Source organism: Paracoccus sp. S1E-3 (assembly GCF_013868135.1).
Lineage (GTDB): Bacteria > Pseudomonadota > Alphaproteobacteria > Rhodobacterales > Rhodobacteraceae > Paracoccus.
Genome location: NZ_JACEMU010000007.1, coordinates 85,736 through 103,350, shown reverse-complemented (window position 1 = coordinate 103,350; position 17,615 = coordinate 85,736). Strand labels below are relative to the sequence as shown.

16 protein-coding genes, 2 tRNA genes and 1 pseudogene are annotated in these 17,615 nt (G+C 64.5%); 6 read left to right on the top strand and 13 right to left on the bottom strand.

Annotation, left to right across the window (positions count from 1 at the left end; genetic code table 11):
- Position 1: 1 nt before the first annotated feature.
- Positions 2-1,606: a carboxyl transferase domain-containing protein gene (locus H1S04_RS11440; RefSeq protein WP_181745714.1), complete on the bottom strand. Its 1,605-nt coding sequence runs from the start codon at positions 1,604-1,606 to the stop codon at positions 2-4.
- Between the two features lie 290 nt (positions 1,607-1,896).
- Between H1S04_RS11440 and H1S04_RS11435 the strand changes: the two genes are divergently transcribed.
- Entirely contained in the window at positions 1,897-2,520 is a 624-nt protein-coding gene (locus tag H1S04_RS11435; protein ID WP_181745713.1) for an OmpW family protein, read from the top strand.
- Positions 2,521-2,701: 181 nt separating this feature from the next.
- Here H1S04_RS11435 and H1S04_RS11430 read toward each other — a convergent pair whose 3' ends face one another.
- The 9 genes from H1S04_RS11430 to H1S04_RS11390 all read right to left on the bottom strand — a co-directional run bounded on the left by H1S04_RS11430 (position 2,702) and on the right by H1S04_RS11390 (position 12,325).
- Entirely contained in the window at positions 2,702-3,190 is a 489-nt protein-coding gene (locus tag H1S04_RS11430; protein ID WP_181745712.1) for a lysozyme inhibitor LprI family protein, read from the bottom strand.
- Positions 3,190-4,335 carry an isovaleryl-CoA dehydrogenase gene (locus tag H1S04_RS11425; RefSeq protein ID WP_220185206.1) on the bottom strand — a complete coding sequence of 382 codons (1,146 nt, stop codon included), beginning with the start codon at positions 4,333-4,335 and terminating at the stop codon, positions 3,190-3,192. Before H1S04_RS11425 ends, H1S04_RS11430 begins: the two co-directional genes overlap by 1 nt.
- Before the next feature lie 273 nt (positions 4,336-4,608).
- Positions 4,609-4,983 carry a hypothetical protein gene (locus tag H1S04_RS11420; RefSeq protein WP_255435588.1) on the bottom strand — a complete coding sequence of 125 codons (375 nt, stop codon included), beginning with the start codon at positions 4,981-4,983 and terminating at the stop codon, positions 4,609-4,611.
- A gap of 157 nt (positions 4,984-5,140) precedes the next feature.
- Positions 5,141-5,216: transfer RNA gene (locus H1S04_RS11415), tRNA-Val, on the bottom strand.
- 75 nt (positions 5,217-5,291) lie between these two features.
- Positions 5,292-6,662 (bottom strand): homogentisate 1,2-dioxygenase, encoded by a 1,371-nt coding sequence (gene hmgA, locus H1S04_RS11410; RefSeq protein ID WP_181745710.1) that lies wholly within the window; start codon positions 6,660-6,662, stop codon positions 5,292-5,294.
- Between the two features lie 71 nt (positions 6,663-6,733).
- Entirely contained in the window at positions 6,734-9,235 is a 2,502-nt protein-coding gene (locus H1S04_RS11405) for a DUF3772 domain-containing protein (RefSeq protein WP_181745709.1), read from the bottom strand.
- Between the two features lie 7 nt (positions 9,236-9,242).
- The gene (locus H1S04_RS11400; RefSeq protein WP_181745708.1) at positions 9,243-10,274 is read right to left on the bottom strand and encodes a cysteine synthase A; all 1,032 of its coding nucleotides are present in this window, start codon (positions 10,272-10,274) and stop codon (positions 9,243-9,245) included.
- Between the two features lie 90 nt (positions 10,275-10,364).
- Entirely contained in the window at positions 10,365-11,468 is a 1,104-nt protein-coding gene (locus tag H1S04_RS11395; protein WP_181745707.1) for an NUDIX domain-containing protein, read from the bottom strand.
- Positions 11,465-12,325, bottom strand: a complete 861-nt coding sequence (locus H1S04_RS11390; protein WP_220185205.1) for a hypothetical protein — start codon at positions 12,323-12,325, stop codon at positions 11,465-11,467. The genes H1S04_RS11395 and H1S04_RS11390 overlap by 4 nt, the downstream gene beginning before the upstream one ends.
- Positions 12,326-12,461: 136 nt before the next feature.
- Here H1S04_RS11390 and H1S04_RS11385 point away from each other — a divergent pair.
- Positions 12,462-12,551 (top strand) — tRNA-Ser (locus H1S04_RS11385).
- Between the two features lie 289 nt (positions 12,552-12,840).
- On the opposite strand, the gene H1S04_RS11380 is transcribed toward H1S04_RS11385, so the two are convergent.
- Together H1S04_RS11380 and H1S04_RS11375 are read right to left on the bottom strand one after the other, a co-directional pair.
- Positions 12,841-13,698, bottom strand: a complete 858-nt coding sequence (locus H1S04_RS11380; protein ID WP_181745705.1) for a DUF3037 domain-containing protein — start codon at positions 13,696-13,698, stop codon at positions 12,841-12,843.
- Entirely contained in the window at positions 13,695-14,189 is a 495-nt protein-coding gene (locus H1S04_RS11375; protein ID WP_181745704.1) for a HipA family kinase, read from the bottom strand. The genes H1S04_RS11380 and H1S04_RS11375 overlap by 4 nt, the downstream gene beginning before the upstream one ends.
- A gap of 81 nt (positions 14,190-14,270) precedes the next feature.
- On the opposite strand from H1S04_RS11375, the pseudogene H1S04_RS11370 reads away from it, so the two are divergent.
- The 4 genes and pseudogenes from H1S04_RS11370 to H1S04_RS11355 all read left to right on the top strand — a co-directional run.
- Positions 14,271-14,812, top strand: a pseudogene (locus H1S04_RS11370) (transposase); the annotation flags it as partial.
- Positions 14,813-14,931: 119 nt separating this feature from the next.
- Positions 14,932-15,219 carry a DUF6127 family protein gene (locus tag H1S04_RS11365; RefSeq protein ID WP_068282935.1) on the top strand — a complete coding sequence of 96 codons (288 nt, stop codon included), beginning with the start codon at positions 14,932-14,934 and terminating at the stop codon, positions 15,217-15,219.
- 74 nt (positions 15,220-15,293) lie between these two features.
- A complete protein-coding gene (locus H1S04_RS11360; RefSeq protein ID WP_123194502.1) occupies positions 15,294-15,968 on the top strand; it encodes a D-Ala-D-Ala carboxypeptidase family metallohydrolase in 675 nt (224 codons plus the stop codon).
- Positions 15,965-16,222, top strand: a complete 258-nt coding sequence (locus tag H1S04_RS11355) for a hypothetical protein (RefSeq protein WP_181745703.1) — start codon at positions 15,965-15,967, stop codon at positions 16,220-16,222. Before H1S04_RS11360 ends, H1S04_RS11355 begins: the two co-directional genes overlap by 4 nt.
- 197 nt (positions 16,223-16,419) lie before the next feature.
- Here H1S04_RS11355 and H1S04_RS11350 read toward each other — a convergent pair whose 3' ends face one another.
- Entirely contained in the window at positions 16,420-17,565 is a 1,146-nt protein-coding gene (locus H1S04_RS11350) for a cation:proton antiporter (RefSeq protein ID WP_181745702.1), read from the bottom strand.
- Between the last annotated feature and the right edge of the window lie 50 nt (positions 17,566-17,615).

The following is a 17,615-nucleotide window of genomic DNA, read 5'->3' as shown; positions in this document are numbered from 1 at the left end:
GTCACATCCTGAACACGCCGAAGCGCGTCGGCTCGATCGGGGCGTTCAGGCTGGCGCGCAGCGACAGCGACAGCACCTCGCGGGTCTTCCTCGGATCGACGATGCCGTCGTCCCAAAGCCGGGCCGAGGCGTAAAGCGGATGCGACTGGCGGTCGAACATCTCGATGGTGGGGCGTTTGAATTCGGCCTCCTCCTCGGCCGACCAGGTGCCGCCCTTCCGCTCGATCCCGTCGCGGCGCACGGTGGCCAGAACGCCCGCCGCCTGCTCGCCGCCCATGACGCTGATCCGGCTGTTCGGCCAGGTCCACAGGAAGCGGGGCGAATAGGCGCGCCCGGCCATGCCATAGTTGCCGGCGCCGAACGACCCGCCGACCAGCATGGTGATCTTCGGCACCTGCGTCGTCGCCACCGCCGTCACCATCTTGGCGCCGTGGCGCGCGATGCCTTCGTTCTCGTATTTCCGCCCGACCATGAAGCCGGTGATATTCTGCAGGAAAATCAGCGGGATATTGCGCTGACTGCAAAGTTCGATGAAATGCGCCCCCTTGATCGCGCTTTCCGAAAACAGCACGCCGTTATTGGCGACGATGCCGACCGGGCAGCCCTCGATATGGGCGAAACCCGTCACCAGCGTCTCGCCGTAACGCGCCTTGAACTCGTCGAAACGCGAGCCGTCGACGGTCCGCGCGATCACCTCACGGATGTCATAGGGCGTGCGCAGATCGCCCGGCACCACGCCCAGAATTTCCTCGGGGTCATAGGCCGGGGCTTCGGGCGACTGCCAGACCACGGTCTGCGGCAGGCGGCGGTTCAGTTGCTGAACCGCGCGCCGCGCCAAAGCCAGCGCATGGGCGTCATCCTCGGCCAGATAATCGGCCACACCCGACAGCCGCGTGTGCACATCGCCGCCGCCGAGATCTTCGGAACTGACCACCTCCCCCGTCGCCGCCCGCACCAGGGGCGGCCCGGCCAGAAAGATTGTGCCCTGACCCCGTACGATGATCGAGACATCGGACATGGCCGGAACGTAGGCCCCGCCCGCCGTGCTGGACCCCATCACCACCGCGATCTGCGGGATGCCTTTCGCCGACATATTGGCCTGATTGAAGAAGATGCGGCCGAAATGCTCGCGGTCAGGGAAAACCTCGTCCTGATTGGGCAGGTTCGCCCCGCCCGAATCGACCAGATAGATGCAGGGCAGGTTGCACTGTTCGGCGATCTCCTGCGCGCGAAGGTGCTTTTTCACCGTCATCGGGTAATAGGTGCCGCCCTTGACGGTCGCGTCATTGGCAACGACCATCACGTCCTGACCATGCACGCGGCCGACGCCCGCGATGATCCCCGCACCCGGCGCATCGCCGTCATACATGCCGTGAGCCGCCGTCGCCCCGATTTCGAGGAAGGGCGAGCCGGGATCGAGCAGGTTCGCAACCCGCTCACGCGGCGGCATCTTGCCGCGCGAGGTGTGACGCTCCATGGCCTTTTCACCGCCGCCGGCCAGCACCGCATCGGCGGCGGCGCGGGCGGTCGCCAGCAGATCCAGATGCGCCGCGCGATTGGTGCGGAATGCCTCGGAGGACGGGATGGCAGCAGATTTCAGTTTCATTCCTTATCCTTTCCTGCCTCGTCCGCGCCCCCGATCCGCGCCCATTGCGCGGCAGGAAGGCCATCGGCCGAAATCTCGATAACAGTCCGTCTGCGAGGCGCGGCATCCCCACCCCGCCGGCAGCGCCGCGCCGCCGCGCTTCTCGGGCGCGTCATGGCGGCATCCGCATGCAGTGGGCCGCGCCATGTTGACGCAGCAGAACCTCGGCGACGCACCGATTGACGCAGATCAAGGGCGTGGCCTTCGCAAAAGCCTATCGCCACCTCGACAACCAAGACGAAAGGACCGCCATGACACGCCATTTGCTGATCGCCGCCGCGATGATCGCCCAGGGACTGGCCTTTTCCACGCCTGCGCTGGCGCAAGCGCAAGGGGAATGGACGCTGGGTCTCGGCATCGCCAATGTGAGGCCCAAATCCGATAACGGGACGCTGGCCGGGGGCACCGTGCCGACCGATATCGGCGACAGCACCCGCCCGACCGTGACCTTCGAATATTTCATCCGCGACAATCTCGGTGTCGAGGTGCTGGGCGCGCTGCCCTTCAAGCATACGATCCGGTCGAACGGCACCGAGATCGGCACCGTCAAGCAATTGCCGCCGGTCGTCTCGCTGCAATATCACTTCGACGCGACGCCGCAGTTGAAGCCCTTCGTCGGTCTGGGCGTGAACTTCGCCGGCTTCTGGGACGCCGACGCCAAGGGGCCGCTGGCCGGGAACGATCTGCGGGTGAAGAACAGCTGGGGTATCGCCGCGCATCTGGGCGCCGATTACTGGGTCACCGACACATCCGCAATCCGCGCCGATCTCCGCTGGATCGACATCAATTCCGATGTCGAGCTGAACGGCAAGAAGATCGGCAAGGTCGAGGTCGACCCGACCGTCATCGGCATGTCCTATATCCGCAAGTTCTGAGCCGGCCTTCGGGCCTGCGGACCGGCCGCCAGGGCGGCCGGTCCAGCCATTCGCGCGCAGCTGTGGCAAAGAACGCGTCCGCTCCGCCGCGGCCAGCTTGCGGGGACCATCATGCCCCCCCCGATGCCCCGCCGGGCGCGGGCGGGAATGGATGGATGCGCAAGCCACCTGCCCGCCCCGTTCAGCGCTGCTGATCGGCGTAAGCCTGCAGCCGCAGCGCCTGCCGGGCCGTCAGCTCCATCGCGCAGCCGGTCGCGGCGGGACCGGCGCCGCTGCCGCCGCCCCAGCGCGTGGCCTCATATCCGCAGGCCGCATCGCGGAAGGCGATCCAGCTGCGCTGCATCTCGCGCAGCGCCGGGACCTGCGGCGCGGCAGCGCTGCCCAGTTCCTTCATCTCGGCATCTGTGGCTTCGGCATCGGCCATCACCGCCTCATAGGCGGTGTTCAGCAATGCGTCCCATTGCGCATTCTCGGCCGCGAGGCAGGACACCGTGCCCACGGTCGAACTGCCGCCCTCGCTGTCAAGACAGACCTTCGAGGCTGCACCGATGCAGCTGTCGGGCTTGGCCGCATTGGCCTGCAGACAGCCGGTCAGCAGGGCCGGATCATAGGTGATATCCTGCGCGGAGGCAGGTGCGGCGAACAGCAGCAGAAGGGCAAAAACGCGCATCATGCACCCGCCATCAGCTCGCGGCCGATCAGCATCCGGCGGATCTCGCTGGTGCCGGCCCCGATCTCCATCAGCTTGGCGTCGCGGAACAGGCGGCTGACCACACTGTCATTCAGGAAGCCCGCGCCGCCCAGCGCCTGCACCGCCTGATGGGCCTGCACCATCGCCTGTTCGGAAGCGTAAAGCACTGCCCCCGCGGCATCCTGCCGCGTCACCTTGCCCGCGTCGCAGGCCTTGGCGACCTCATAGACGTAAGCCTTGGCGGTGTTCATGGCGACATACATATCGGCGATCTTGGCCTGCATCAGCTGGAAATTCCCGATCGCCTGACCGAACTGCTTGCGGTCGCGGCTGTAGGGGACGACCTCGTCCAGACAGGCGGCCATGATCCCGGTGCCGATGCCCGACAGCACCAGACGTTCGTAATCGAGGCCCGACATCAGCACGCGGACGCCCTTGCCTTCCTGGCCCAGCACGTTTTCGAACGGCACTTCGCAATTGTCGAAGATCAGCTCGCCCGTGTTGGACCCGCGCATCCCGACCTTGTCGAAATGTGGTCCCTGGGTGAAGCCCTTCATGCCCTTTTCTACGATGAAGGCAGTGATGCCCTTCGATCCGGCCTCGGGGTCGGTCTTGGCATAGACCACCAGCGTATCGGCGTCCGGTCCGTTGGTGATCCAGTATTTCGACCCGTTCAGCACGTAATAGCCATTGCGCTTTTCCGCCCGCAGCTTCATGCCGACCACGTCCGAACCGGCGCCCTCCTCGGACATCGCCAGCGCGCCGATATGCTCGCCCGAGCACAGTTTCGGCAGGTATTTCTGCTTCTGCGCCTCCGAGCCGTTCAGCTTCAGCTGGTTCACGCAGAGGTTCGAATGCGCCCCGTAGGACAGGCTGACCGAAGCCGAAGCCCGCGCGATCTCCTCGGTCGCGATGGTGTGGGCCAGATAGCCCATGCCCGATCCGCCATATTCCTCGGGCACGGTGATGCCCAGCAGGCCCAGCTCGCCCAGTTCGCGCCACAATTCGTTCGGGAACGCGTTCGAGCGGTCGACCTCGGCCGCGATCGGCTTGATGCGCTCCTGCGCGAAGCGGTGCACCATCTCGCGCAGCGCGCCGATATCTTCGCCCAGATCGAATTCCATCCCATGCGTGAACAAGGCAGCCCTCCTATTATTTGAACGCGTGTTCAGATAATCCGGTGTATGGCCGTCTTCCCGAGACGCGTCAACAGCAGACTGCGCCCCGCACGCGCTTGCGTCAATCGTCGCCGCGTCGAGCGGAACCGACGCGGTGCACCGCGCCGGGGCCTCGGCGGCGGAACAGGCGATCCCGTTGCCTGTGCCGCTGCGCCGATCCTGCCCCCATCGCCAGGAGCAGCGCCCAAAGGAAGGCCGCGGTGCCGGGCAGCCGAGCCGTTATCCGCAGGTCGTGGGCGCCCCCTTTTCAAGGATCTGCCGCCAATCGCTGCCAAGCTGTTCGCGGGCGGAGAGCGCATTCGCTGCCTCGGGACTGCCTTCGGCAATTACTCGCACCACCATGTCCTGCTTGTGGGCGCCGGACCAGAAGTCCGAATTATTCGCATCGCCAACGAGGACAAACTTGTCATATCCCCTGCGGATCACCTCGATCGAGGCGCTTTTGAAGGCAACATTGCGTGCGCCGTTGGGACCGCAGGCTGGCGCCGCCTGAGTCGCAACCTTGAAACTGTCCTTCGACATGGGCTGAATCGTCGTCTGCGCACAGGCCGTCACCAACAGCAGCGCCATGCCAAGAAGATAGCCGGGTTTCATCATCCACCTCATCTGATAACGCCTCACTGCTAGCCCATTCAGATGGATGAAGCGTTAATCCCGGCAGGCGTAATGCAGGGCATTTGAAACAAATGACCGCAGGCATCGCTGGACCGCAGAGGGGAACGCGCCGTAACCCGTTGAATAACAAGGTAATTGGTGGGCGGTGAGGGACTCGAACCCCCGACATCTTCGGTGTAAACGAAGCGCTCTACCAACTGAGCTAACCGCCCCCGAGGGACCGCGCCGGATTAGCCCGGCGCGGCGTCGGGGGCAAGTGGGTTTGCCTGCCTTTGACGTTTGGGCGCCTATTTCACCTCCGGCGTGCCATCGAATTTCTTTTCCAGACTGTCCCAGCAATCGACGTAATCATCCTGCAGAGGAGCTTCTTTCGCAGCAAATTCCGTCAGTTGTTGAGGAAACCTCGTCTCGAACATGAACTGCATGGTGTTGTCCTGCTTGGCCGGCACCATCGGCTCGGTCGAGCCGTGCTCGAAGGCGTTGCGGTCGGGACCGTGGGGCAGCATCATGTTATGCAGGCTGGTGCCACCGGGCACGAAGCCCTTCGGCTTGGCATCGTAGATGCCGTAAATATTGCCCATCATCTCGGACATGATGTTCTTGTGATACCAGGGCGGCCGGAAACTGTGTTCGGCGACCATCCAGCGTTCGCGGAACAGCACGAAATCGATATTGGCGGTGCCCTCCTGCCCGGAAGGCGCGGTCAGCACCGTGAAGATCGACGGGTCCGGGTGGTCGAACAGGATCGCCCCGACCGGAGAATATGTACGCAAATCATATTTGTATGCGCAATAGTTTCCGTGCCACGCGACCACGTCCAGCGGGCTGTGGTCAATAAAGCTTTCGTGGAACTGGCCGCACCATTTGATGACAACGCGGGACTGGGCGTCGCGATCTTCGAAGGCGGCGACCGGGCATTTGAAGTCGCGCGGATTGGCCAGACAGTTGGCGCCGATCGGGCCGCGGCCGGGCAGATCGAATTTCTGGCCGTAGTTCTCGCAGACAAAGCCGCGCGCCGGCCCCTCCAGCACTTCGACCCGGTAGACGAGGCCGCGCGGGATGATCGCGATCTCCTTCGGTTCCAGGTCGATCACCCCGAGTTCGGTGCAGAAGCGCAGCCGTCCTTCCTGAGGAACGACCAGCAACTCACTGTCGGCGCTGAAGAAATATTCGTCGACCATGGACTCGGTGACCAGATAGATATGCGCCGCCATGCCGACCTGCGTATTCACGTCGCCGGCCGTGGTCATGGTGCGCATCCCGGTGATCCAGGTCAGCGCCTCACCTTCACTGTGGGGGACCGGATCCCAGCGATACTGGCCCAGGCTGACGACGTCGGGCAGGACATGCGGGGCGGACTTCCAGTAAGGCACATCGATCTTCTGGAAGCGCCCGACATGCTTCACGCTGGGGCGGATGCGGTAACACCAGGTCCGTTCGTTCTGGCCACGCGGCGCAGTGAAGGCAGTGCCCGACAGCTGCTCGGCATAGAGGCCATAGGCGCATTTCTGGGGCGAGTTCTGCCCTTGCGGCAGCGCGCCCGGAAGGGCTTCGGTTTCGAAATCATTGCCGAAACCGGGCATATAGCCCTCATGCGCGGCGGTGCCGTTGGCGGTGGCGGCGCGGATCATCCCGCGCGGCAGGGCATCAATCGTCATCTTCTCCCCCTCTCGTGTTCGAAGGGGAGAATAAGTTGCAACTGCAACCAAGTCAATCGCCGCGCGATGGCTCAGGTATTATCGCCGTCTCCGTCTCCGTCGCCATCCCCATCGCCTTCCACATCCGAAGGAAGTTCGCCCGTCGAAAAGGCGGTGGGCAGCGGCTTGTCCTTGGGCGCGGCCTCGATCTGCGCGGGATCGCCGGATTTCGGCTTTCCGGGGGCCGAGGGCGGCTTGGCGAACAGCGTCTCGGGGTTGCGGAACCACAGGTCGCGTTGTGCGAAGGGGATCTCGATCCCTTCGGCCGCGAAACGCTCGGCGATCTGGTGGCGGATCTCTGACCCCACACCGACTCCGCCATTGATGTCCGACAGCACGGCGCGGATCTCGAAATCCAGGCTGTCGGCACCGAAATTGACCAGCAGGACAGCGGGCGGTGGCTCGATCAGAATGGTGGGCTGATCCTCGGCGATCTCGCGCAGGATGCGTTCCACCTTACGGGTGTCGCTGCCATAGGCCACGCCGACCTTGACGATGATCCGGCCGGTCAGGTTGGCGCGCGTCCAGTTGGTCACCTGCTGGGTGATCAGGTCCGAGTTGGGAACGATCACCTCGGTCCGGTCGAAGGTCTGGATCTGGGTCGCGCGCACGGCCATCTTCTTGACGATGCCCTGCTTGCCGCCGACCTCGATCCAGTCGCCTACGGCGACCGGGCGCTCGATCAGCAGGATGATGCCGGACACGAAGTTCGACACCACCTGCTGCAGGCCGAAACCGATCCCGACCGAAAGCGCACCTGCAACCACCGCCAGCGAGGTCAGGTTGATCCCCGAGGCCGAGATTGCCAGCATCGCCGCCAACCCGATCCCGATATAGCCGATGATCGAGATGACCGCGCTTTGGCCGCCCGCATCCATCGTCGTCTTCGGCAGGATCGAGTTGCGGAACGCCCCCTGCACAAAGCGGGTCAGCATGTAGCCGATGCCGAAGACCAGCAGGAAGCCCAGGATGCCCATGGGCGACAGGGTGATGCCGCCGAAGGTGATCCCCTGCTGGATGCGCAGCCAGGCCTCGGACAGGTCGTTGGTACGTGCGCCCCAGATCAGCGCGAAGAAGGGCAGCGACAGCAGCACCAGCGCAAAGCCGATCAGGCCGGGGATCAGCGAATCGCGCGCCGATCCGTTGCCGACCGCCAGGCCGTAAAGATCGCCGATGAAGTCCTGCAGCACGATCAGCAGCCCGGCCAGACCCAGCGTCAGCACCGTCGACCACAGCAGCGCATTCGCCGCCGTGACATAGCCCAGCATCGCCAGCACCGGCACCACCAGCGCGATCAGCCGCACCACCGCGCCAAGGATCGCCGCCACCGTGATCCGGTATTGCGGCACCCCCGCCACGTCCGAGGCGCGCATCCTGCGCAGGATGTTGCCGAGGTTGAACAGGTAGAAGCAGGCGATCAGAATCAGCGGCAGATACCAGACCCCGGCCGCCGCCTCGCTGAGGCGCTGCGGGATGGCGCCGATATCGCGGTCGGCGTCACTGTTGAACCCCGCCAGCGGCAGCATCGTGCGCCCGAAGACCAGATGCACGGCCAGACAGAAGGCCAGCACCTCGGCGCGAAAGCGGGCCTGCGCGCGCTGGCGATCGGACAGGGGCAGCGCCGGGGTGACGCCGCTGCCGGGTTCCGGGAACAACTGCCAGCACAGCCAGATACCGCTGATATAGGCCATGGCGCCGGCCGGAATGGCCAGCAGCAGAGGCTGGCTCCAATTGCCGAACAGACCGGTGGAATAGAGCGCGCCGACCAGCAGCAACATCCCGAGGAAGGGGATCAGGATCTGGCCCAGCGACACCCCGAAGACCAGGGCCGCGCGCACCCGGTCGCTGGCCCGCGCCGACAGCCGCGACGGCAGCGAGCCGATCCAGCGGCGCCCGCGCGTCAGCAGGAACAGCGCCGCCAGCATGAAGGCCGCGATCACCGGCAGCGCCTGGGTCAGGCCGGATATGCCGCCGTTCTTGGTCCAGTTGTCACGCAGCTCGGCTACGATGTTCCTCACCACCTTGGCGGCTTCGGTCATCGCCACCGTCCAGTTGCCCGGATTGAGCGGCGAGGGCGTCTTGCGCACCAGCGCACTGGCCTGCTGCGCACGGATTTTCTGGTCGATCTGGGTGACGATGCTGTCGGCGCGGCCGAAGGCCTCGACCGCCTTCAGCCCCGGCGCCTGCAATTCGCTCAGCTGGTCGTTCAGCTCCTTGCGGCGCGCGGCCACGTCCTCGGCCTCGGCCTGGCCTTCGGCGGGGACCGGCCCCAGCGCGGTGATCTGGTCCTTCAGCGTGGTGATCCGGGTGGAGTTCACGCCTTCCTGCGACTTGAACTGGTCGCGCCATTTGACGATTTCGCCGCGTATGGCCTGCAGCCGCGCCTCATTGGCCTGATTGCTTTCCAGAATCTGCTCGGTCTGGGCGGCGACCTTGTCCCACGCGTCGTAATTCGGGGCCTGCTGGTCCTGCGCCAAAGCAGGCAGCGACAGGGCGATGAAGATCGCGACGATCAGCGCATAAAGGCGGGTCATGGCCGGGTCAGTCCTCGAAGACTTCGGGCAGGATCGCCGGCTCGCGCTCCAGCCAGGCGGGGACGGGCAGGCCCTTCTCGCGCAGGAAGGCCGGGTTATAGAGCTTGGTCTGATAGCGGTTGCCGGCGTCGCACAGGATGGTCACGATCTGGTGCCCCGGTCCCATGTCGCCGGCCATTCGGATCGCCCCCGCGACGTTGATTCCGGACGATCCGCCCAGCACCAGACCCTCGTTCTCGGCCAGATCGAACAACACCTCCAGCGCCTCGGCATCGGGGATGCGATAGCTGAAATCAGGGGTAAAGCCTTCCAGATTGGCGGTGATGCGCCCCTGCCCGATGCCTTCGGTGATCGAGCTGCCGGGGCTGTCGAAGACCCCGGTGGTATAGAAGCTGAAAAGCGCCGCGCCTTCGGGATCGGCGAGGCCGATCTTCACGCCCTTGGGCCGCAACGCCATCGCTACCCCGGCCAGCGTGCCGCCAGATCCGACCGCGCAGATGAAACCGTCGACGCGGCCGTCGGTCTGGTCCCAGATCTCGGGGCCGGTGGTTTCCAGATGCGCCTGACGGTTGGCGATATTGTCGAACTGATTGGCCCAGATGGCGCCATTGGGTTCGGTCCGGGCCAGTTCCCTGGCAAGCCGTTCGGAATAACGGACATAGTTGTTGGGATTCTTGTAGGGCGCGGCCGGCACCTGCACCAGTTCGGCCCCGGCCAGACGCAGCATGTCCTTCTTTTCCTGGCTCTGCGTCTCGGGGATCACGATGACCGAGCGGAACCCCATCGAGGCCCCCACCAGCGCCAGCCCGATGCCGGTATTGCCCGCCGTGCCTTCGACGATGGTGCCGCCGGGCTTCAGATCACCCCGCGCCATGGCATCCTTGATGATATAGAGCGCCGCGCGATCCTTGACGGACTGGCCGGGGTTCATGAACTCGGCCTTGCCCAGGATCTCGCATCCCGTCGCCTCGGACGCGCCTTTCAGGCGGATCAGAGGGGTATTGCCGATTGCGGCGGCGAGGTCTTGGCGGATGTCCATATCGTGACCTTTCCTGTCGTTCAGCCCCGATCAATAGCAGCGCAGGCCATGGCGGCAAGGCTTTGCAGGCGGAAATTGACCGCCCCGCGCTCACCTTCCCGCCAGATCCTCGCCGATCTGGCCACCCTCGATCTGGTCGGCACGGATCCGATCCGCCTCCCGGTCCAGCCACAGCGCCATGATGATCAGCGGACCGCATTGCAGCTGGCCCGAGAGCGCCAGCCGGACCAGCTCGGCGCGGGGAAGAATATGGGTGGCGATGTCCTCGCCCTCCTCCTCCAGCCCGAAGCCCTGCCCCGACGTGCGCCCCGACAGATCGACCGTGCCCACGAAGGGATAGAAGAACTCGCTGTTCGCGCCCGGCGTCGGGTAATGACCGGGCAGCGGATAAAGCCGCCGGACCTTCAGTCCGGCCTCCTCGACGGCTTCGCGGCGGGCGGCATCGGCGGGGGTCTCGCCCGCGTCGATCCGCCCCGCGACGGGTTCCAGCATCCAGGCCTGCGCCTGCCCGCGCGCCAGCGGACCCATGCGGAACTGGCTGATCAGCAGGACGCTGTCCAGCACCGGATCGTAAGGCAGAAGCAATGCCGCATCGGCCGAGATGAACACCTCGCGCTCCAGCACCGGAGACCAGCCGCCGGAATACAGCCGATGGCGCAGGCTGATTTCCTCGACCGCAAAATAGCGGCCGTAACGTTCGAAGCGCGAAATCACCTCGACCCGCTTCGGATCGGCTTCGGGCAGCAAGGCGGTCGGCTCGACCTCGCCCGCAACGCGCAGGCCGCCCGCGACAATCTCTGCGATGCGGCGCAGGCGGGCGTGAAGCTGGGCCGGGCTGCGGTGATCCAGCCGCGCCAGCAGGCTGGAGGCGACCCGCGCCATCAGTCCGGCGCTGTCCGCCGTCCAGTCCTCGCCGCCGCCCGCGCCAAAGCCCCAGACGGACTGCCCGTCGATCTCGATCGGCTGAAGCCGCATCACCGCCAGATAGCTGTCGAGCTCCGGCACCTGGGCGACCCGGACGGCGGCAATGCGGCCTTCCCCCGACAGATAGGCCGGCCAGTCGCCGCCCAACCCCGCATCCGCGCCCCCCGACAGATTGCCCGACAGCGTCAGTGCCATGCCGCGCAGGCCGAGCACATCCAGCAGCGCCGGCGTCGCCAGCGGGCCGGCAAGGATGATCGAACGGTCGGTCATAGCGGGCTTCCCTCATGTCGTCTGGCGGCGGCACGGCCGCTTTCTGCGGCAAGCTGGTCCAGAACGTCGCCCTCGGCAAGCGCCAGGATCGCCGAGACCGCCCGCGCGCGCGGCATGGTCCGCGCCGTGGCAATATGGTCGATGGCGGCGGCGCCGAGCGGCACGAAAGCGGCATAGAGCGCCAATTCGCTGCGGGCGGTGATCTCGGCGACCAGTTCGGGTTCCTGCATCCAAAGATCTGCGGCCACATCCTCCGACGCGGTCGGAAAATCGAAGCCGCCGCCTTCGGCAAAGCCGCGGGCAAAGGCGATATCGCGATTCATCCGCGCCGCCAGCCGCTCGGTGACCGGATCGCCTTGCCGCATGATCCGGGCAATCGCCGCCAGTTCCGGCGTGCCACGCGCCAGGTCCCCCTCAAGCCGGCGCGCGGTTGCGGCGAGGGTCGCGGGCCGGGCCAGCTGCATCCGCGCCGCCAGTTCCAGTCCGCGCCCGTCGGTGGCCGCCGTGACCCCGGTCGGCCCCAGAAGCGCGCGCAACCGCGCCGCTGCCACCGGATTGCCGGCCAGCCGGGTCTGCAGCGCGCCCAGCAACAGTCCCGAGACGCGGGCAGGGTCGTGGATCCGCATCACCTCGGCCCGCCAATCCGGCCCGCTGCCGTCGCTGAGATAGAGAATCGCCATCCGATCCGCGAACTCGGCCGATTCGGCCGCGATCACCGCCGCCAGCCGATCGGCGAGCGCGGCCTGAAAGACCTGTTCGGCCAGCACCTGCGTCTGGGCGGCCGACATGCCGGGCGCAGCCTGTCCCTGCTGGGAAGACTGGGCGATCACAGCGCCACCGGACAGGGCAAGAAACACAGCCAGGACCGCCGCAAGAGAGCCATTTGGCCGCATGTATGATCCCTCGCGAGCCATTCCTGTATTTTTCGCTGCAAACCCCCTTGCGCTTCAACCCCCCGCCCGCTAAATGCGCCGAACCACACCGAAAAAGCGCGGAGAGGTGCCGGAGTGGTCGAACGGGGCGGTCTCGAAAACCGTTGAGCCTGCAAGGGTTCCGTGGGTTCGAATCCCACCCTCTCCGCCACTTGCCCTAGCGAAAGCGTTCTCCCGGTCCGGCCGCAGCCGGATTTTTCCGTTGTTTTCGAGGGTTATGCGGGAGGGGCTGTTAACCGGGCTACGCCCCGAAGGACGCGCATTCGTTCTCTCCGGGCCGATATTCTCCGGACCTGTTAACCGCGGCGCTTTCGGTGAACAGCTCTCAAGCTATTGATTCTCTGAGGAATAATCGGCTACAAGCGACGATCATTGTTCGTATTGGCGTTTGGCATGAGGACGCCACTGTCCTCGAACTGAGTGCGCGCGAGGGCCGCGGTCTACTGCAGAGTGCGACCTTCGTGGTGCCGCACTTCGTCCTCAATCTGATTAACGAAGTCTTCGATCTGGTCCTCGTCAAACACCTTGTTGTCGAACGGCACCTGACGAAGGATCTCGACGGCATTCCGGTACGCTGGCTCCAAAGAGGTGTTCTGAGGACGCCCCACTATAAAATGAACCTGAACATCCTCGGTTGTGCCAATCTTGACGGCTGAAAGGTGCCCCAGCCAGCGGCGTGCCTTATCCTTGATGTTGTCCGCGTCAGACAGGTCGAATGAAAGTGGCTCGTAGACGTGCCAGCGCCCGTTCTTCCACGCATGACGAAACTCGACAGCGTCCGTGTTTCCTTGGATCCGCTTGGGCTCCAGCTCAACGTTTACACCATGTTCCTTGAGCTTCGCCTCGACGGGACGCCATACGTCGTCATCACTCCGTCGGCGCTCAGACGGTCGGTCATACCTCGAGACAAAGCGCAGATAGAGCTGATCGAAGGTCTTCTGAGGGTCAGCAGTCAGGCCGGCGCCAACTGGTGACCACTGCAACGAGCTGTCGTCGAGCGGTAGCGCGATCCGCGCATAGTCACCAGCGGTCCTGTCGCCTTTGAAAAGGCCCTCACTTTTCAGACTACGCTGAACGCTCTTCATCCCGCGATCGATGGCCTCGATCGCGCGCTTGTAGGACTCACTGTCTAGATCCGGGAAAACATTCTTTATACGGCCGAATGTCTTGCGAGATTTCGTCAGGATAAGTGGACGACCAGGGACGACCATGACCAAGCCGACATTCACGAACTCGCCCGTCAGGACATCGTGAATGTATCGCAGAACGACGTAGCTATACGGCTCCTTCGCGGTCATGCCAGTATCCTCCCAAGTTCCCCGATGCATGCATCGATGTTGTCCCTAGCCTCGGCGATCAACTTCAGCGCAGCATCTATGTCGGCGCGGGCTGCTGCCCACTCCGAGGGGATTGCTCCTTCATACTCCTGCAGCCGCCCATCCGACAAGGCGCTCCAGCGATATTTGATCTCGCTGAAGTCGAACGGCGCGCCTTTCAGCTCATGCACGAAAATATGCCTGCCAGGGGTTTCGAAGTCCCTCATGCCGCCAAGTGCCCACGGCGCGCGCCACAACAGGATCAGTCTGTGGGCAAAGGCAAGCTCGTGGTCGATGATCCTCAGCTCGTTGCCCCTGACAAGGCAGTTCGGGTTCTCCGCCCGCCGATCAGGGTTCTGGATGATCGCGTCGAACAGCAGGATGCCGGCGGCCACTGGCCTCATCGCGTCAGAGAGGCGCTGACCGCTGCTCCATGCGGAGAAACCCGTGCTGCGCGTAGAGCCAAACGCCATGCTCTGCCCCCTGAGAACTGGACCGTTTGAAGCGGGAGTTTTCGGCTAGGCTTTTCTTGGCTGGGCGAGGAGTTGAGAACGATGAAGGCATCGAAGTTCACGGAAGCGCAGAAGGCGTTTATCCTGAAGCAGGGCGAGGAAGGCACGCCTGTTGCCGAGATTTGCCGCAAGGCGGGGATCGGGCAGTCGACCTACTTTGCGTGGAAGAAGAAATATAGCGGCTTGCTGCCCGACGAGATGCGCCGGCTGAAGCAGCTCGAGGATGAGAACGCGCGCCTGAAGCGCATCGTGGCGGACCTGACGCTGGACCGGGAGATGTTGCAGGATGTTGTCCGCCGAAAGCTCTGAAGCCGGAGCGGACGCGTGAACTGGTCCGCGGGATGTGCGCAGACTGGGCGGTCTCGATCCGCAGGGCGTGTGGGGCCCTGCGGTTTGACCGCTCAAGCTACCACTACCAATCCCGCCGCACCGATCCGGCAGAACTGAAACGGCGGATCCGCGAGATCTGCGAAACCCGTGTGCGTTACGGCTATCGCCGCGTTCACGTGATCCTCAGGCGCGAGGGGTGGGATGTCAGCATCAAGAAGGTCTACAGCGTTTACAGGGGTTTGGGCATGCAGTTGACGGCAGGCGATACCGTCGAACTGCAGGGGTATTTCCGGGTCGCGGACGGCTACTTCGCCGCCGATCACACGTCCTTCTGGGGCTGCAAGATCGGCTGAGCAGTGGAAGGAGGATCCCGATGACACCACCCCGATCCGACGGCTTCGTCCGCATGCCCGACGCCGAATTCGAGGCGATCCTGACCCGGGCCGCAGAGGAAGGCGCGAAGCGCGCGCTCGCCGATGTCGGTCTCGACGGCGACGAGGCCGCGCTCGACATCCGCGATCTCCGCTCGCTCGTCGACTGCATCCGCCTGGTGCGCCGCACCGCCATGCAGACGGCCGTCCGCATGATCACAACCGGCGTCATGCTGGCGCTGCTCGCGGGCATCGCCATCAAGCTCAAGATCTTCGGCGGCAGCCCGTAGCCGCGCCCCATCCCCATTCCTCAGTTCGCAATCACCCGCCCTCGAGGCGGGTTTTTTTCGTTTCGGAGAACCCCATGACCACGACCTTCTACGACCACTGGCGCGACGTCCCCGTGAGCAGCTGGCGCTGGCCCAACTTCTCGCCAGCCGAGATCGCCTGCCGGGGCACTGGCAAGCTGCTGATCAACGAGCCCGCGCTCGACAAGCTGCAGGCGCTGCGCGACCGGCTGGGCAAGCCGCTGATCGTGCGTTCCGCCTATCGCAGCCCCGAGCACAACCGCGCCGTCGGCGGCGCCACGCGGTCGAAGCATCTCGACGGCGCCGCCTTCGATATCGCCATGGCGAACCACGACCCAGCGGCCTTCGAGGCGGCGGCGCGGGAGGTCGGATTCCTCGGCTTCGGCTTCTATCCGCGCTCGGGGTTCATCCATGTCGACGTCGGGCCCGCGCGCCAGTGGGGCGAGCGGTTCCCGGTCCGGGCGACGGCATTTGCAGCCGAGACGCCGCCCGCGCGCGAGGTGCTGGCTGACAGCCGCACCATGAAGGGCGGCGGCGCAGCCGGTGTGGCGACGCTGGGTGTCGCCGGGGTCGAGGTGGCTCAGAGCGTCCTGGCGGAGACCCAGACCGCGATCCTGACGCTCGTGCCGTATCTCGACACACTGCGCTGGGTGTTCATCGCGGTGGCGCTCGCCGGCATCGCGGTCACGATCTACGCTCGGCTCGACGATTGGAAGAAGGGGCTGCGATGATCACCGCGCTCCTGACCCGGTTCGCCGCCCGCCCGTGCATGCGGGTAGCTCTGCGCTACGGCGCCATCGCGTTCGCCGTGCTCCTGTTCCTGCTTTCGCTTCGGCGCTCCGGGGGGCGAGCGGGACGCCTCGCCGAACGCCTTGAAACCATGGAGAAGGCCAATGACGTCCAACGTCGGATGCTGGAAGCGGCGGCTCGCCGTCCTCGTGATCACGACGATCTCGCTGACCGCCTGCGCGACGGTCGCTTCTGATTCCCGCGTCGCGACCGTCTGTCCGCCGGTTGTCGAGTATAGCCGCGACTTCCAGGCACGCGCAGCCGACGAGCTCGATCTGTTGCCGGAGAGGTCGGCAATAGCCGAAATACTCTCCGACTATAGCGTCATGCGTGATCAGGCGCGGGCGTGCTCTCAGTGATCTGAGAAACATAGTTATCTTGATCTTGACCCCACTAAACCTTTAGCCCTGCCCATCTGACCATGACACTCCCGGCCAGCATGCTCGCTCCAATCGCAAGAAGGAGGGGGCCGGCGAACTCGTTGGCGACAATGCCCGATGCCGAAGAAACCGACAGCAGCATCAGGCTGAATTCTCCTCCGTGGGCCAGGATGATCCCAGTGCGCAATGAGGTCTGAAGCGACTCGCCGAATAGTCGGGCGACGACCAGAACAATCAGCGTCTTGCCCACAAGAAGAATGACAAGCCAGATCAGCACGACAGGCCATGCAGAAGGAATGATCCAAAGTGGCAATTGCGTTCCGATGCCGATAAAGAAAATCCCGACAAACAAATCGCGGAAGGGCCGGATCTCGTTCTCGACGGCATGGCGCGCGTCACCCTCGCCGATAATCATGCCGGCCGCGAATGCGGCGAGTGCCGGAGAAAGACCGGCGGAGGTCGCGACGATCGCAGACCCGAGCGCAATAGTGAGCGCGAGGAGTTGGGCGAGTTCCGGATCGCCACGCGATGCGACCCAACGGGCAAGCGCCTGCAGGGGGCCACGGGCAATGAACAGAACTGCAACCAATGCCGTAGAACTGGCGATGACCGTTATCACGCCATGTCCCTCGGCGGCTCCGCTCATCGAATCGTGCAGAAGCAGGAATGCAACAGCTGCCAAATCTTGAAACAGAAGCACTGCAATGGCCAGACGCCCTTGGGCCGATCCCAGAGCGTTCGCGCTTGCGAGCACCTTGAGGCACATGGCCGTGGATGACATGGCAACGGCCCCGCCGATGAGGATTGCGGGGACGGGCGCGAGATCGAAGATCAGACTCGTTATCAACGATACCGTTATCGTCGTGACTGCAACCTGCGCGGCTCCAAGACCGAAGACATGCTTCCTGAGCGTTACGAGCTTCTCGAACGAGAATTCCAGGCCAAGCGCGAACAGCAGGAGTACCACTCCGATCTCGCCAATGCTGCTCAGGGCAGCGCTCTCAGCAATCAGGCCGAGGCCGGCAGGTCCGATGACTATGCCGGCAAGAATGTAACCGACGATACTGGGCACGCCGATCCGTGAACATATCGTCACGAGCACGAACGCGGCAAAGACCAGCAAGGCCGCACTTTCAAAAAATCCGGTCACGCCATGCATGTTCTTCTCCTTCTTCTCCTGATGGCATGGCGCAGGTAAGGCCAATACCT